Here is a 14727-nt window from a genome sequence, read left to right on the forward strand (position 1 = left end):
GAGGTAGAGGCCTGGTCATGACCGGGCCTCTACCTCGCGGTGCCAGAGCTCTACCTCGCGGTACCGGGGTTCTCTCTCGCGCGGGGGCGGGTGCGCGGGTGGACGAGGACCACCGCGAGGACTCCGACGGCGGCGCCCAGGACCGTGTCCAGAGCGCGGTCGAGCGCGAGCCCGGCGGGGTCGGCCGGGTGTGCGAGCGACGTCATGAGGAGCGCCATGGGCGTGATGGTGAGCATCGCGAGACCGTAGTGGCGTCCCACGATCGTCTCGGTCACGGTCTGGAGCACCACGACGACCGCGGCCGTCCCCCAGAACCCGAGCGGCGCGGCGAGCAGCGGCCACGCGAGCAGCGCGCCCGCGACGGTGCCGGCCCCGCGCTGGAGCGCCCGCACGACGGCGTGGCGCGCCGACTCGCCCTGGAGGACGGCGGTCGAGCCCATGGTCGCCCAGGCGGCGTGCCCGAGGCCGGCGACCGCGGCGACACCGCCGGCGACGAGCCCGGAGATCCCGACGCGCGCCGTCGCGAGCCGCCACGGGCCACGGATGCGGGACCGCGCCTGGGCGGTGAGCGAGGTACGGACGGGTGCCGCGGTGTCGTCCCGCGGGACGCCCAGGGCGTCGAGCACCCGCTCGATCTCGTCGAGCTCGCGGGCGAGAGCCGGGACGGCGCCCCGGGGCAGGCGCCACGACGCGTCGTCGGCGAGCACGTCGCGCGCCCGGGCGACCGCGAGCCGTGCCGCGCGGGCGGCGTGCCGGCTCGGCACGGGGGGCGCGGCGTCGGTCGAGCGCGCGCCGGGGGCGGCGTCCCGACCGTGAGAGGCCTCTCGCGCGACGGCCGCCGACGCGCCCGCCCCGGGCGAGGCCTCCCGCGCGGCGACCGCCGACGTGCCCGCCCCGGGTGAGGCCTCTCGCGCGGCGACCGTGACGGCGTCGGCGGCGCGCCGGACGGCGAGACGCGCGGGCGCTGTGGGCCGCACGAGCGCACCGGCCATGCAGACGAGCCACGCGAGGAGCGCGCCGGACGCGCCGGCGAGCACGCGGGGAACGAGGTCGCCGAGATCCGGGGATCCCGCGAGGCCCGCCCCGGCGGCGAAGACGACGATCGTCGCGCCCGGGGGGCCGGTCCGGACGAGGAGGCAGAACGCCGTCGCGCCCGCAGCGAGCGCCGCGACGGCCGCGGTCGTCGCGAGCGTGGGCGCGCCGACGACAGCCAGGAGCGTGAACAGGGCGATCGTCCCCGTCATCAGAGCCCCCACCGTGGCGAGGAGGGCGGCGCGGCGACGATAGGGGTCGTAGCGCCCGTAGAGCGAGGTCAGGGCGCCGAGCGAGGCGAACGCGGCGAGGTCGGGACGGCCAAGCAGGCCTGGCACCGCGATCGCGAGCGCGACGGCGGCGCCGCACCGCAGCGCGGCGGCGAGCGTCGCGTCGGCAGGGTTCACGTGGAGGGCGGCACGCAGGTGGGCGGGGTCGAGGACGTCCTGCGCCGCGGCGCGCACGGGTGCGAGCGCGGCGACCGCGGGGGACGGGAGAGGCGGGAGGAGAGGCATGTCCGTCCCAGGGTAGCGGTCGTTCCAGAATGGTTCACCAGTGAAATACTGTGATGCCCGCCCTATCCTGGACCTGTGGACTACGTGGACCGCGTGCGAGCGGAGTGGGCCGAGCAGCGCCCGGACCTCGACACCTCGACCTCCGCCGTCGGGGCGCGGCTGCGCCGCGTCGCGGGCCTCCTCGAGGGCGCGCTCGAACGCTCGGCGGCGCGCCACGACGTCTCGCGTGCGGAGTTCGACGTGCTCGCCGCGCTGCGGCGCGCCGGGCGTCCGCTGCGCGCGGGGGAGGTGACCACGATGACCGGCGCCCCCGGTGCGTCCATCACCAAGCGCCTCGACCGGCTCGAGCGCGCCGGGCTCGTCGAGCGCACCGTCGCCGAGCGCGACCGGCGCGGCGTGCTCGTCGCCCTCACGGGGGACGGGGTCGCGCTCGTCGACGAGGTCTTCCCGCAGCAGCTCGACCGGGAGCGCGCGGCGCTCGCGGACCTCGACGAGGACGAGCGTGCCGAGCTCGCACGGCTGCTCGGCGTCGTCCTGCGCCGCCTCGACCCGGTCGACTACTGACCGCGGGGACCGCTGCGGAGCCCGGACGGCGAGAGCCGGGCGGGGTGCGCGCGCACCCCACCCGGCTCGCGGGCGGAACGGTCGGTCCGGCGGGTCAGGCCTGCGGCGGGCGCGTCATCGACAGCACGTCGAGCGCCTCGTCGAGCTGCGCCTCGGTGACCTCGCCGCGCTCGACGAAGCCGAGGTCGATCACGGCCTGGCGGACGGTGAGGCCCTCCTTGACGGAGTGCTTCGCGACCTTGGCGGCCGCCTCGTAGCCGATCACGCGGTTGAGCGGCGTGACGATCGACGGCGAGGACTCGGCGAGCGCGAGCGCGCGCTCGACGTTCGCCGTGATGCCCGCGACGGTCTTGTCCGCGAGCACGCGCGACGCGTTCGCGAGGAGGCGGATCGACTCGAGGACGCCCTGGGCGATGACGGGGATCTGCACGTTGAGCTCGAACGAGCCCGACGCGCCGGCCCACGCCACGGTCGCGTCGTTGCCGATCACGCGCGCGGCGACCATGAGCACGGCCTCCGGGACGACGGGGTTCACCTTGCCCGGCATGATCGAGCTGCCCGGCTGGAGGTCGGGGATGAAGATCTCGCCGAGGCCCGTGTTGGGGCCGGAGCCCATCCAGCGCAGGTCGTTGCAGATCTTGGTGAGCGACACCGCGATGGTGCGCAGCGCGCCCGAGAGCTCGACGAGGCCGTCGCGCGAGGACTGCGCCTCGAAGTGGTCGCGGGCCTCCGTGAGGGGCAGGCCCGTGTCCTCGACCAGCAGCGCGATGACGCGCTGGGGGAACCCGGCGGGCGTGTTGATGCCGGTGCCGACGGCGGTGCCGCCGAGCGGGACCTCCGCGGCGCGGGGGAGCGCCGACTCCAGCCGCTCGACGCCGTAGCGGATCGCCGCGGCGTAGCCGCCGAACTCCTGCCCGAGCGTGACGGGCGTCGCGTCCATGAGGTGCGTCCGGCCCGACTTCACGACGGTCGCGAACTCCGCCGACTTCGCCTCGAGCGCGTCGGCCAGGTGGCCGAGCGCGGGCACGAGGTCCCGCACGACCCCGGCGGTCGCGGCGACGTGCACCGACGTGGGGAACACGTCGTTGGAGGACTGCGAGGCGTTCACGTGGTCGTTCGGGTGCACGTCGCGCCCGAGCGAGCGCGTGGCGAGCGTCGCGAGGACCTCGTTCGTGTTCATGTTCGACGACGTCCCGGACCCGGTCTGGTAGACGTCCACCGGGAAGTGCGCGTCGTGCGCGCCGGAGGCGACCTCGTCGGCCGCGGCGACGATGGCGGCGGCGACGTCCTCGTCGAGCACGCCGAGCTCGGCGTTCGCCCGGGCCGCGGCCTTCTTCACGCGTGCGAGGGCCTCGATGTGGCCGCGCTCGAGCGGGGTGCCGGAGATCGGGAAGTTCTCCACGGCGCGCTGCGTCTGCGCGCGGTAGAGAGCCTGCGCGGGGACGCGCACCTCGCCCATGGTGTCGTGCTCGATGCGGTACTCGGTCGTCGGTGCGGTCTCGCCGGCGACGCCGCCGGAGGCCTCGGGAGATGCAGTCATGGGGCCATCCTGCCGCACCGCGCGCGGGCTCCCGCAACCCGCGTGACCGAGGTCACGCGGGTCGCGGGAGGCGTCGTCCGGACGCGTGGACGGGGTCTCAGGCGTCGGCGAGGGGCGCCTCGCCGACGTCGCCCACGACGTCGACCAGGTGGGCGCGGCCCTCGGCGAAGTCGTACTCGACGCCGACGATCGCGCAGCGCCCGTCCGCGACCGCGGCCGCGAGGCCGGCGGAGTACGAGTGGAGCATGTCGACCGTGTTGCGCACGTGCTCGCGGCGCAGCACGGCGGGGTCGAGGTTCTCGAGCGAGCCGTTCCCGGCGCCCGTGATCTTCGCGATCGACGGGATGACCCGGTCGACGACGGCCCGGACGAACCCGTCCGCCTGGGCGCCGGTCGTCAGCGTGTCCACCGCGGCACCGACGGCGCCGCACGAGTCGTGACCGAGCACGACGACGAGCGGCGCGGACAGGATCTCGACGCCGTACTCGATCGACCCGAGCACGGTCGTGTCGACGACGTGGCCCGCGGTGCGCACGACGAACATGTCGCCGAGGCCCTGGTCGAAGATGATCTCCGCCGCGACGCGCGAGTCCGAGCACCCGAACAGCACCGTGTGCGGGTGCTGTGCCGCCGAGGTCTCCCGCCGTCGGTCCGCGCCCTGCGACGGGTGGAGCGGGGCGTCGGCGACGAAGCGGTCGTTGCCGGACCGCAGCGTCGCCCACGCCTCGGCGGGGGTGAGCGAACGGGCCGGCGGTGCGGGGGTGGGAGAGGTCATGGCTCCCATCATCGCGTACCGCGCGGCCCTCATGACGTGCCCGTTCGCATGGCGGGCCGCGCCCGGGAGGTGTAGCCATGGAGGGTGACACCCCGGAGACGGGGGAAGCCGCGACCGAGGGGAGCCGACGTGCGCCGACGCACCCGAGCACTCGCCGTCCTGGTCGCCGCGGGGCTCGTGGCGCCGCTCGCCGCGTGCGGCCCGGGCGACGACGGGACGCCGGTGCTCACGTGGTACATCAACCCGGACAACGGCGGGCAGGCCGACATCGCCGCGGCCTGCACGGAGGCCGCCGGGGGCGCGTACCGGATCCAGACCGAGCTCCTGCCCCGCGACGCCGCGTCGCAGCGCGAGCAGCTCGCCCGCCGCCTCGCGGCGAAGGACTCGTCGATCGACATCATGAGCCTCGACCCGGTGTTCATCGCCGAGTTCGCGGAGGCCGACTTCCTCGCCCCGGTGCCCGCCGACGTCGCCGACGCGACGACGCAGGACGTCGTGCAGGGCGCGATCGACGCGTCGACGTGGAAGGACGAGCTGGTCGCCATCCCGTTCTGGGCCAACACGCAGCTCCTCTGGTACCGCAAGTCGGTCGCCGAGGCCGCGGGGCTCGACCTGTCACAGCCCGTCACGTGGGACCAGATCATGCAGGCCGCGCAGGACCAGGACAAGCTCCTCGCGGTCCAGGGCGCCAAGGCCGAGTCGCTGACGGTGTGGATCAACGCGCTCGTCGAGGGCGCGGGCGGACACATCCTCGAGAACCCGGAGGCGCCCGCGGACGAGGTGAAGCTCGGCCTCGACACCGACGCGGGCAAGGCCGCGGCGACCATCATCGGCGAGATCGGCACGTCCGGCGTCGGCGGTCCGGGGCTGCCGAGCGAGGACGAGCCGGCCTCCCTGACGAAGTTCCAGGGCGACCGCGGGTCGTTCATGGTCAACTGGCCGTTCGTCTGGTCCTCCACCCAGAGCGCGGTCGACGCGGGGTCGCTCGACCAGTCCCTGCTCGACGACATCGGCTGGGCCCTCTACCCGCAGACCACCGAGGGCGAGGACGCCCGCCCGCCGTACGGCGGGATCTCGCTCGGCATCGGGGCGTTCGGCAAGCACACCGACCTCGCCTACGAGGCGGCGCAGTGCATCGTCAGCCCGGAGAACCAGGCCGAGTACTTCGTGACCAACGGGAACCCCGCGGCGAGCATCAAGGCCTACGACGACCCCGACGTCCAGAAGGCCTTCCCCATGTACGACGTCATCCGCGACTCGCTCGACCAGGCCGCGCCGCGACCGCAGACGCCGTTCTACAACGAGGTCTCCACGGGCCTGCAGCAGACGTGGTACCCGCCGGCGTCCGTCGACCCCGACACGACCCCGCAGCAGTCCACCGAGTTCATCACCGCCGTCCTGCGAGGGGAGCGACTCCTGTGAACGCCGGACCTCCCGCCGAGCCCGCACCCCGCGGCCGGCACGCCTCCACGCCGTCGACCACCACCGACGACGCGCCGACGCGTCGCGCCCCGGAGTCGCGCCGCGAGCACCGGGACGACGCCCGCGGCGCGCCCGACGCCGCCGCGAAGGCCGCGCGCAGCGACCGGGCCCGCGCCGAGGCGCGCCTCGGGTGGTACCTCGCCGGACCGGCGTTCGTCGTCATGCTCGCCGTGACGCTGTACCCGATCCTCCAGGCGGTCTACGACTCGCTCTTCAACTACAAGCTCACCGCCCCGGACGACCGCGCGTTCGTCGGGCTCAACAACTACGTCGTGATCCTCACGGACTCGGTGTGGTGGCGAGACCTCGGCGTCACGCTCTTCATCACGGTCGTCACGGTGCTCGTCGAGCTCGTCCTCGGCTTCGCGCTCGCGCTCGTCATGCACCGCGCGATCAAGCGCCTGCGCGGGCTCCTGCGCACCGCGATCCTCGTGCCCTACGGGATCATCACGGTCGTCTCGGCGTTCGCGTGGTTCTACGCGTTCGACATCACGTCCGGGTACGTCAACCACTGGTTCGACTGGGTCCCGGGGATCGGCCCCGACCTCAACTGGTTCGCGCAGCAGGGCACGAGCCTGTTCGTCATCATCATGTCCGAGGTCTGGAAGACGACGCCGTTCATCTCCCTCCTCCTGCTCGCCGGACTCGCGCAGGTGCCGGGCGACCTCGAGGAGGCCGCCAAGGTCGACGGCGCGACCGCGTGGCAGCGGTTCACGCGGGTCATCGTGCCGAACATGAAGGCCGCGATCATGGTCGCCGTCCTGTTCCGCGCTCTCGACGCGTTCCGCATCTTCGACAACGTCTTCATCATGACGAACGGTGCCAACGGCACCGAGGTGCTCTCGCTGCTCGCGTACCGGACCTCGATCGGCCAGCTCCAGATCGGCATGGGCTCGGCGATCTCCGTGCTGCTGTTCCTGTGCGTCGTGCTCATCTGCTTCGTCGCGATCAAGCTCTTCAAGGTGGATCTCGCCGGAGCGAGGGGGGAGAAGTGATGGGCAGCGTCCTCAGCACCCGGGCCAAGATCTGGTGGGCCGTCATCACGGTCGTCGTCCTCGTCGGGGCGCTGTTCCCCGTCCTGTCGATCTTCATGACGAGCTTCAAGGGGCCCAGCGACATCAACTCCGGGACCTTCCTGCCGCCGCAGTGGAGCACCGCGAACTACGAGCAGATCCTCGCCTCGGGCGGTTCGGCGCAGGAGCTGTTCCTGTCGGCGCTGCGCAACTCCATCGGCATCTCGCTCATCGCGACCCTCATCGCCGTCGTGCTCGCCACGCTGTGCGCGTACGCCATCGCGCGCCTGAACTTCCCGGGCAAGCGCCTCATCCTCACGACGGCGCTCGGCGTCTCGATCTTCCCGGTCGTCTCGATCGTCACGCCGCTGTTCAACCTCTGGCGCAACATCGGCCTGTACGACACGTGGCTGGGCCTCATCATCCCGTACCTGTCGCTCACGCTCCCGATCTCCATCTGGACGCTCGCCGCGTTCTTCCGGCAGATCCCGTGGGAGCTCGAGCAGGCGGCCCAGGTCGACGGCGCGACGCCGTGGCAGGCGTTCCGCAAGGCGATCGTCCCGCTCGCCGCGCCGGGCGTCTTCACGACGGCGCTCATCGCCTTCTTCATCGCCTGGAACGACTTCGTCTACGGCATCTCGCTCACGTCGACGAGCGCGGCCCGTCCCGTCCCGGCGGCGCTCGCGTTCTTCACGGGGGCGTCGTACTTCGAGGAGCCGACCGGCGCGATCTCCGCGGCGGCCGTCGTGGTGACGATCCCGGTCGTCGTCCTCGTCGTGCTCTTCCAGCGTCAGATCGTCTCCGGCCTGACCCAGGGGGCGGTGAAGGGATGAGCACGACCGATCGCCGGGGGACCACTCGGCAGCCGACCCCGCTGCCCGCCGCGGCACCGCCGCGCCCCGCCCGCGTCGTCGGGCACCGTGCCGCACGCCGAACCCGAGGAGAGAGCTGATGGCGTCGATCACCCTCAAGGACATCGTCAAGCGCTACGGCGACGGGTTCCTCGCGGTGGACCGCGTGAACCTCGACATCGCCGACGGCGAGTTCGTCATCCTCGTCGGCCCGTCCGGCTCGGGGAAGTCGACGGTCCTGCGCATGATCGTCGGGCTCGAGGACATCACCTCGGGCGAGCTCGACATCGACGGCACGCGCGTCAACGAGAAGGCGCCGCGCGAGCGCGACCTCGCGATGGTGTTCCAGAACTACGCGCTGTACCCGCACCTCACGGTCGCGGAGAACATCGCCTTCCCGCTGCGCCTCGCCAAGGGCAAGCACAGCGAGGAGGAGATCCGCGAGAAGGTCGAGCGCGCGGCCGACATGCTCGACCTCCGCGAGCACCTGGACCGCAAGCCCGCGAACCTGTCCGGCGGCCAGCGCCAGCGCGTCGCGATGGGGCGCGCGATCGTGCGCGACGCGAAGGCGTTCCTCTTCGACGAGCCCCTGTCCAACCTCGACGCCAAGCTGCGCGGGCAGACGCGCACGGAGATCGCCCGGCTCCAGCGGCGCCTCGGCACGACGACCGTCTACGTCACCCACGACCAGACCGAGGCCATGACGCTCGGCGACCGCGTCGCGGTGCTGCGCCGCGGCGTCCTCCAGCAGGTCGCGAGCCCGCGCGGCCTCTACGAGCAGCCCGTCAACCTGTTCGTCGCGGGGTTCATCGGCACGCCGCCCATGAACTTCCTGCCGGGCGAGGTGTCGGGCGGGCGGATCACGCTGCCGTTCGGCGAGTTCGACATACCGGAGAACGTCGCGTCCGTCGTGGGCGACCGGAGCCTCGTCATCGTGGGGCTGCGGCCCGAGCACTTCGAGGACGCGCGGCTCGTGGACCCGTCCAAGAAGGACCGCGGCCACACGTTCGAGATCCAGATCGACGTCACGGAGTGGCTCGGGGCGGAGCTCTACGCGTACGTGCCGTTCGACATGCACGAGTCCGTGAAGGGCCAGCTCGAGGAGCTGGACCGCGAGCTCGACGGCGAGGGACTGCGCAGCCAGTTCGTCGTCGCCCTGGACTCCGCGTCGCGCGTGCGCGACGGCGACACGACGGAGCTGTGGTTCGACCCGACGAAGATGATGATCTTCGACCCCGAGACGAGCGAGAACCTCACGCGCGACGACGCCGAGGCGGACCGCATCGAGGAGGAGAACGCCGAGGACCGCAAGCGGTCGCTGGAGCGAGCCCAGAAGCAGGACGCCCAGGTCTGAGGTGCCGTGCCGGCCGCCCGGGCGACCTGCCCGGGCGGCCGACACGCGCCGGGACCGGCTCAGGCGGTCGTGAGCTCGGTGCGGCGCGGTGGGTTGGCGCCGGCGCGCGAGACGGTGACGGCGGCGACGGCGGCGCAGCGCTCGAGGAGGCGGGTGAGCGTGGCGGTGTCGACGGCGCGCAGGGCGTCGCGGCGGTCGGCGCCGAGCAGGCCGGCGTCCCAGAGCCCGTCCAGGAGCGCGCCCATGAAGGAGTCGCCCGCGCCGACGGTGTCCACGACCTCGACCCGCGGGGCCGTGACGCGCTGCTCGCCCGCCGCGGTCAGGGCGAGGGCGCCCTCGCCGCCGTAGGTGACGACGACGAGCGCGGGGCCGAGCGCGAGCCAGTCGCGCGCGACCGCGACGGGGTCCGTCCCGGGCACGAGCCAGGCGAGGTCCTCGTCGCTGACCTTGACGACGTCGGCGAGCGCGACGAGCGTCTCGATCCGGGCGCGGGCGTCGGCGGGGTCGCCCATGAGCGCGGGGCGGGCGTTGGGGTCGTAGGTGATCGTCGCGGTGTCGCGCGCGGCGGCGACCAGGGCGCGCACGTCGGACGCGCCGGGCTCCAGGACCGCGGCGATCGAGCCGGTGTGCACGGCGAGCGTGCCGGTGCCCGGGGCGGTGCCGGCCGGGACGCGCCACTCCAGGTCGAACTCGTAGCTGGCCGCGCCCTGGGCGTCGAGGTGGGCGGTGGCGACGCTCGTGGAACCGGCCCCGGTGCTGCCGGGGGTGAGGGTCACGGCGGAGTCGTCGAGCCAGGCCCGGATCGCGTCCCCGTGCGCGTCCGGCGCGACCCACGTGGCCAGACGCGCGTCGCGCCCGAGGCGCCCGAGGGTGAGCGCGACGTTCGCCAGGCTGCCACCGGGGTGCTCGTCGACGCTGCCGTCGGCGCGGTGCACCACGTCGATCAACGCCTCACCGACCACGAGCACGTGCTCGTGGCGCTGCGGGGCGCCGTCGGTCGCGGGGGCGGCGGGGGAGGTGCTCATCAGTCGTCTCCGGTGGTGTCGTCGGGGGTCTCGTCGGACTCGTCGTGCGTGCCTCCCGCGTCCTGGGAGCGTGCGGCGTCGAGCCGGGCCCGCGCACCGTCGAGCCACTCCTGGCAGCGCACGGCCAGCGCCTCTCCCCGCTCCCAGAGCGCGAGCGAGGCCTCGAGGGGCTCGCCGCCGGCCTCGAGCCGCGCGACGACCTGCACGAGCTCGTCGCGCGCCTGCTCGTACGAGAGCGTCGCGACGTCGGTCGTGACAGCGTTGTCAAAGAAACTCACGGCAGTATTCAACCCCATCTGTGCGTCGTGGTCGGAACGGGCGTCCGGGAACCGGCTGCCGCGTGGCGCGGGAGGCGCCTCACGGCGCGCCCCGGGGGACGTCGGGCGAGGGCCCGCCGGTGTGCGGGGGGTCGCCGTCGCGCGTGGCGGCCACCGCCGCGTCGAGCCCGCCACGGGCGAGCCGCACGCGGACCACGTCTCCCACCGCGACGTCGTCGGGGGAGCGGACCACGTGTCCGTCCGCCCGCTGCACGACGGCGTACCCCCGCTCGAGCGTCGACGCCGGCGACAGGGCGCGGACCTGGGCCTCCAACCGGCCCACCTCGCCCGAGGCGCGCACGAGCCGCGTGTCGAGAGCTCGTCGTGCGCGGTCGCGCAGCGCGGCCACGCGCTCGGCGTGGTCGGCGAGCATCGTGTGGGGCGCGGCCAGGACCGGGCGGGACCGGAGGCCGTCGAGCAGGGCCTGCTCGCGTGCCACGCGCCCCGCGATCGCCGTACGCAGCCGGTGGCGCCCCTGGACCAGGCGGGCCCGCTCCTCCGCGACGTCCGGGACGACGCGCCGCGCGGCGGCCGTCGGCGTGGACGCGCGGTAGTCCGCCACGAGGTCGAGGAGCGGGCTGTCCGTCTCGTGCCCGATCGCGCTGACGAGCGGGGTCCGGCACGCCGCCGCGAGCCGGACGAGGGCCTCGTTCGAGAACGGCAGCAGGTCCTCCACCGCGCCGCCGCCGCGCGCGACGACGATCACCTCGACGTCCGGGTCGGCGTCCAGCGCGCGGATCGCGTCGCCCACCTGCTGGACGGCGTGCGCCCCCTGGACCGCGACCTCTCGGATCTCGAACCGGACCCGAGGCCAGCGGGCGCGCGCGTTGACCACCACGTCGTGCTCGGCCTTGGACTCCCGGCCGCACACCAGCCCGACGACCTTCGGCAGGAACGGCAGCGGCCGCTTGCGGTCGGCGTCGAACAGCCCCTCGGCGGCGAGGACGCGCTTGAGGTGCTCGATGCGCGCGAGCAGGTCGCCGACGCCGACCGGGCGGATCTCGCGCGCCTGGAGCTGGAGCGAGCCGCGCCGCGCCCAGAAGACCGGCTTGGCGTGCACGACGACGTGCGCGCCCTCCGCGAGCGGCGTGCCGTCCAGGACGCGCGTGGCCGCGGACACGGGCAGCGACATGTCCAGGTCCGTGTCGCGCAGCGTGAGGAAGGCGGTCGACGTCCCCGGCCTCCGGTTGAGCTGCACGACCTGGCCCTCGACCCACACAGGGGCCATCCGCTCCACGTACTGCTCGATCTTGCGGGCGAGGAGACGCACCGGCCACGGGTGCTCCGCGCTCGTCTCGAGCGCGCGCGCCGGGAGCGGGCCACGGTCCCCGGGCCGGGAGCCCCGCGCGGACGCGCCCGGCCGGGGGACGTCGTCGGGCGGGGGGAGCGAGGCGGTCACGGGTCCAGCCTGCCGTACCCCACCCACGTCCACCCGGCGCGCCCACCGGTCGGCGCGTGCGGCGCGGGGGACGCGCGGTCGCTCACGGGGCGAGCAGGTCGACCGTCACGAGCCGGTACCCCTGGGCGCGCAGGTCGTCGATGATGCCGGGCACGGCGTCGACCGTCGTGGCGTGGATGTCGTGCATGAGGACGACGCTCCCCGGCCGGGCGCCCTCGACGGCGCGCCGTCGGGTCTCGGCGGCGTCCTTGGTCTTCCAGTCGAGCGTGTCCAGGTTCCAGAGGATCACCTGCAGCCCCGTGCGGGTCGCGATCGACCGGACACGGTCGTCGACGTCGCCGTAGGGCGGGCGCAAGAACGTCGGCGTCGCCCCGGACGCCGTGGTGATCGCCTCCTGGGTGCGCTCGAGCTCGGCGCGCACCTCGTCGTCGTCGAGCGTCGTGAGCTGGGGGTGGTCCCACGTGTGGTTCGCGAGCAGGTGCCCCGCGGCGGCCGTGTCCCGCACCACGTCGGGGCGCTTCTCGACGTTGGTCCCGACGAGGAAGAACGTCGCGGTGACGTGCTTCTCGGCGAGCGTCCGCAGCAGTCGCTCGGTGTCCGCGCCGGGCCCGTCGTCGAACGTCAGCGCGACGCACCGGTCGACCGCGCAGTCCACGCCCTGCGCGCGTCCCAGCTCGCGGCGCTGCTGCAGCGTCAGCGCCAGCCGGTCGCTCCACACCGCCTCCGTGGCGGCGAGCACGGCGTCCCGTTGTGCCACCGTCTCGGCGACGGGTGCGCCGCCCACCCCGGCGTCGAGCGTCGTGCCGGCGGCGGCGAGCGCGGTGTCGAGCGCCGTGCGGTGCGCCTCGTCCGAGACGAGCCCCGCCGACTCCGCGAGCACGGGGCGCCCCTCCGTCACGGCGTCCTCCAGCCCGTCGTAGGCCCACTGCTGCCACGCCGTCGCGACGTCGTGCGTCGCCACGGCGACCGCCGACGTCGCGTCGTCGAGCTCCTCCGGAGACGGAGTGGACCCCGTGACGACCTCGAACCGCCGCTCCGGCAGATCGCGGGGGAAGAACGGGTTCGGGCGCGAGAGCGCGTCGACCGTGCGGACCTCGACCGGGTACTCGACGGGCGTCCCGAGGAGCGTCGCGGCGTCCGGCAGCGCGGCTGCCAGCGGGTCCCGCACGGCGGCGTCCACGACCTGGCCGTCGCTCTGCGTCAGCACGGCGCCGCCGACCACGTCCGCGACGGCGAGCGCGGCGAGGCGGGGCACGTACGCCGCCTCCGCCGCGGCACGGGCGGTCGCGGCGTCGTGCTCGGCCTGCTCGACGTCGGCGTGGTACCGGTCGACGGACGCGACCCACCGGTCGTGCTCCACGGACGCCGCGAGGACCAGCGCGCCTGCCACCACGACCGCGACGCCGGGCGCGAGCCACCACCACGTGCGCCGCCTCCTCCGCCCGGGCTCGGCAGGTCCGGCGGGGTCGGTGGTTCCCACGGGCTCGCCCGGGTCGGCGGCGGCAGGAGTCTCGGGGTCGGTCGGGTCGAGGTCGTCGGCCATCCCTCGATCCTCACGGCCGCCCGGAGGTCCGGCGACCGGGAGGGCCGTCCCGCGCGGGTGAGATCCGTCTCGGCGCTCCGGCGTCCTCGCGCGGACGCGGGGGAGGGACGGTGGAGCACCGGCGGCGGTGCTGTGACGAGGGCGGGAGGAGTGCGGGCACGGTCGGCGGGTGACGGGCCTCACCGGGGTCGGCGCGCGGGCGCTCGCCTAGACTCGAGGCGTGAGCGACCTTCCCGCCGGCTCGTCCGCGCACCCGTCCGACCGCCCCGCCGTCCCGTCGGAGGCGGTCCTGCCGAGCGTCGCGCCGCGCAAGCGCGTCCTGCTCGCCGCGCCCCGCGGCTACTGCGCGGGGGTGGACCGTGCCGTCGTCGCGGTCGAGAAGGCGCTCGAGCACTACGGCGCGCCGGTGTACGTGCGCAAGGAGATCGTGCACAACAAGTTCGTCGTCGAGACGCTGAGCGAGCGCGGCGCGGTCTTCGTCGACGAGACCGACGAGGTGCCGGAGGGCGCGCGCGTCGTGTTCTCGGCCCACGGCGTCTCGCCCGCGGTCAAGGCGGCCGCGGCGGCGCGCAACCTCGACACGATCGACGCCACGTGCCCGCTCGTGACCAAGGTCCACAAGGAGGCCGTGCGCTTCGCCAAGGACGACTACGACATCCTCCTCATCGGCCACACGGGGCACGAGGAGGTCGAGGGCACGGCCGGCGAGGCGCCCGACCACGTCCAGGTCGTCGACTCGCCCGACCACGTCGACGACGTCGTGGTCCGCGACCCCGACAAGGTCGTGTGGATCTCGCAGACCACGCTGTCGGTCGACGAGACCATGGAGACGGTCCGCCGGCTGCGGGAGAGGTTCCCGACGCTCCAGGACCCGCCGAGCGACGACATCTGCTACGCGACGCAGAACCGCCAGGTCGCCGTGAAGAAGCTCGCACCGGACGCGGACGTCGTCATCGTCGTCGGCTCGGCGAACTCGTCGAACTCGGTGCGCCTCGTCGAGGTCGCGCTCCAGGCGGGTGCCGGTGCGTCCTACCGCGTCGACCGGGCGAAGGAGATCGACCCGGCCTGGCTCGACGGCGCGACGACCGTCGGGGTGACGTCGGGCGCGTCGGTGCCCGAGATCCTCGTGGACGACGTCCTCGCGTACCTCGCGGAGCGCGGGTTCGGCGAGGTCGAGGAGGTCCGCACCGCGACGGAGGACCTCATGTTCTCGCTGCCGCGCGAGCTGCGCGCGGACCTCACGTCGTCCGGGTCCGACGGCGGTCGTCCGGCCCGCGGGGGCCGCACCTCGCTCTCCGTCCAGCCCGTCTGACGGTC

General features: G+C 74.2%; 13 protein-coding genes. 6 read left to right on the forward strand and 7 right to left on the reverse strand.

Annotated elements, in window-relative coordinates; genetic code table 11:
* Positions 1-50: 50 nt before the first annotated feature.
* Positions 51-1547: an FUSC family protein gene (locus ABRQ22_RS20070; protein ID WP_353707960.1), complete on the reverse strand. Its 1497-nt coding sequence runs from the start codon at positions 1545-1547 to the stop codon at positions 51-53.
* Positions 1548-1622: 75 nt separating this feature from the next.
* Between ABRQ22_RS20070 and ABRQ22_RS20075 the strand changes: the two genes are divergently transcribed.
* Positions 1623-2111 (forward strand): MarR family transcriptional regulator, encoded by a 489-nt coding sequence (locus tag ABRQ22_RS20075; protein WP_353707961.1) that lies wholly within the window; start codon positions 1623-1625, stop codon positions 2109-2111.
* A 94-nt stretch (positions 2112-2205) separates the two neighbouring features.
* On the opposite strand, the gene ABRQ22_RS20080 is transcribed toward ABRQ22_RS20075, so the two are convergent.
* Together ABRQ22_RS20080 and ABRQ22_RS20085 are read right to left on the reverse strand one after the other, a co-directional pair.
* On the reverse strand, positions 2206-3651 hold the full coding sequence (locus ABRQ22_RS20080; RefSeq protein ID WP_253051037.1) for a class II fumarate hydratase: 1446 nt from the start codon (positions 3649-3651) through the stop codon (positions 2206-2208).
* Between the two features lie 97 nt (positions 3652-3748).
* Complete coding sequence (locus ABRQ22_RS20085) at positions 3749-4426, reverse strand: carbonic anhydrase (protein WP_353707962.1); 678 nt, start codon at positions 4424-4426, stop codon at positions 3749-3751.
* Between the two features lie 129 nt (positions 4427-4555).
* On the opposite strand from ABRQ22_RS20085, the gene ABRQ22_RS20090 reads away from it, so the two are divergent.
* The 4 genes from ABRQ22_RS20090 to ugpC all read left to right on the forward strand — a co-directional run bounded on the left by ABRQ22_RS20090 (position 4556) and on the right by ugpC (position 9126).
* Entirely contained in the window at positions 4556-5848 is a 1293-nt protein-coding gene (locus ABRQ22_RS20090) for an extracellular solute-binding protein (RefSeq protein WP_353707963.1), read from the forward strand.
* Positions 5845-6903 carry a sugar ABC transporter permease gene (locus ABRQ22_RS20095; RefSeq protein WP_353707964.1) on the forward strand — a complete coding sequence of 353 codons (1059 nt, stop codon included), beginning with the start codon at positions 5845-5847 and terminating at the stop codon, positions 6901-6903. Before ABRQ22_RS20090 ends, ABRQ22_RS20095 begins: the two co-directional genes overlap by 4 nt.
* The gene (locus ABRQ22_RS20100; protein ID WP_353707965.1) at positions 6903-7754 is read left to right on the forward strand and encodes a carbohydrate ABC transporter permease; all 852 of its coding nucleotides are present in this window, start codon (positions 6903-6905) and stop codon (positions 7752-7754) included. Before ABRQ22_RS20095 ends, ABRQ22_RS20100 begins: the two co-directional genes overlap by 1 nt.
* Before the next feature lie 118 nt (positions 7755-7872).
* Positions 7873-9126, forward strand: coding sequence for a sn-glycerol-3-phosphate ABC transporter ATP-binding protein UgpC (gene ugpC / locus ABRQ22_RS20105; RefSeq protein WP_353707966.1), 1254 nt, complete (start codon positions 7873-7875; stop codon positions 9124-9126).
* Positions 9127-9185: 59 nt separating this feature from the next.
* Here ugpC and ABRQ22_RS20110 read toward each other — a convergent pair whose 3' ends face one another.
* The 4 genes from ABRQ22_RS20110 to ABRQ22_RS20125 form a co-directional block, all read right to left on the reverse strand.
* Complete coding sequence (locus tag ABRQ22_RS20110; RefSeq protein ID WP_353707967.1) at positions 9186-10151, reverse strand: carbohydrate kinase; 966 nt, start codon at positions 10149-10151, stop codon at positions 9186-9188.
* A complete protein-coding gene (locus ABRQ22_RS20115) occupies positions 10151-10447 on the reverse strand; it encodes an exodeoxyribonuclease VII small subunit (protein WP_353707968.1) in 297 nt (98 codons plus the stop codon). Before ABRQ22_RS20115 ends, ABRQ22_RS20110 begins: the two co-directional genes overlap by 1 nt.
* Before the next feature lie 61 nt (positions 10448-10508).
* The gene (gene xseA / locus ABRQ22_RS20120) at positions 10509-11867 is read right to left on the reverse strand and encodes an exodeoxyribonuclease VII large subunit (protein WP_353707969.1); all 1359 of its coding nucleotides are present in this window, start codon (positions 11865-11867) and stop codon (positions 10509-10511) included.
* Positions 11868-11949: 82 nt separating this feature from the next.
* Complete coding sequence (locus tag ABRQ22_RS20125) at positions 11950-13410, reverse strand: polysaccharide deacetylase family protein (RefSeq protein ID WP_353707970.1); 1461 nt, start codon at positions 13408-13410, stop codon at positions 11950-11952.
* A 289-nt stretch (positions 13411-13699) separates the two neighbouring features.
* Here ABRQ22_RS20125 and ABRQ22_RS20130 point away from each other — a divergent pair, with 289 nt between their 5' ends.
* Positions 13700-14722 (forward strand): 4-hydroxy-3-methylbut-2-enyl diphosphate reductase, encoded by a 1023-nt coding sequence (locus ABRQ22_RS20130; protein WP_353709592.1) that lies wholly within the window; start codon positions 13700-13702, stop codon positions 14720-14722.
* Positions 14723-14727 lie beyond the last annotated feature (5 nt).

The organism is Cellulosimicrobium sp. ES-005, from assembly GCF_040448685.1.
Classification (GTDB): Bacteria; Actinomycetota; Actinomycetes; order Actinomycetales; family Cellulomonadaceae; genus Cellulosimicrobium; species Cellulosimicrobium cellulans_G.

What these genes read in the sequence shown, in the direction of transcription:
- ABRQ22_RS20085 (WP_353707962.1), bottom strand. Translation starts at nt 4,426, where the DNA reads ATGACCTCTCCCACCCCCGCACCGCCGGCCCGTTCGCTCACCCCCGCC.
- ABRQ22_RS20125 (WP_353707970.1), bottom strand. Translation starts at nt 13,410, where the DNA reads ATGGCCGACGACCTCGACCCGACCGACCCCGAGACTCCTGCCGCCGCC.
- ugpC (WP_353707966.1), top strand. Translation starts at nt 7,873, where the DNA reads ATGGCGTCGATCACCCTCAAGGACATCGTCAAGCGCTACGGCGACGGG.
- ABRQ22_RS20080 (WP_253051037.1), bottom strand. Translation starts at nt 3,651, where the DNA reads ATGACTGCATCTCCCGAGGCCTCCGGCGGCGTCGCCGGCGAGACCGCA.
- ABRQ22_RS20100 (WP_353707965.1), top strand. Translation starts at nt 6,903, where the DNA reads ATGGGCAGCGTCCTCAGCACCCGGGCCAAGATCTGGTGGGCCGTCATC.
- ABRQ22_RS20070 (WP_353707960.1), bottom strand. Translation starts at nt 1,547, where the DNA reads ATGCCTCTCCTCCCGCCTCTCCCGTCCCCCGCGGTCGCCGCGCTCGCA.
- ABRQ22_RS20110 (WP_353707967.1), bottom strand. Translation starts at nt 10,151, where the DNA reads ATGAGCACCTCCCCCGCCGCCCCCGCGACCGACGGCGCCCCGCAGCGC.
- ABRQ22_RS20115 (WP_353707968.1), bottom strand. Translation starts at nt 10,447, where the DNA reads ATGGGGTTGAATACTGCCGTGAGTTTCTTTGACAACGCTGTCACGACC.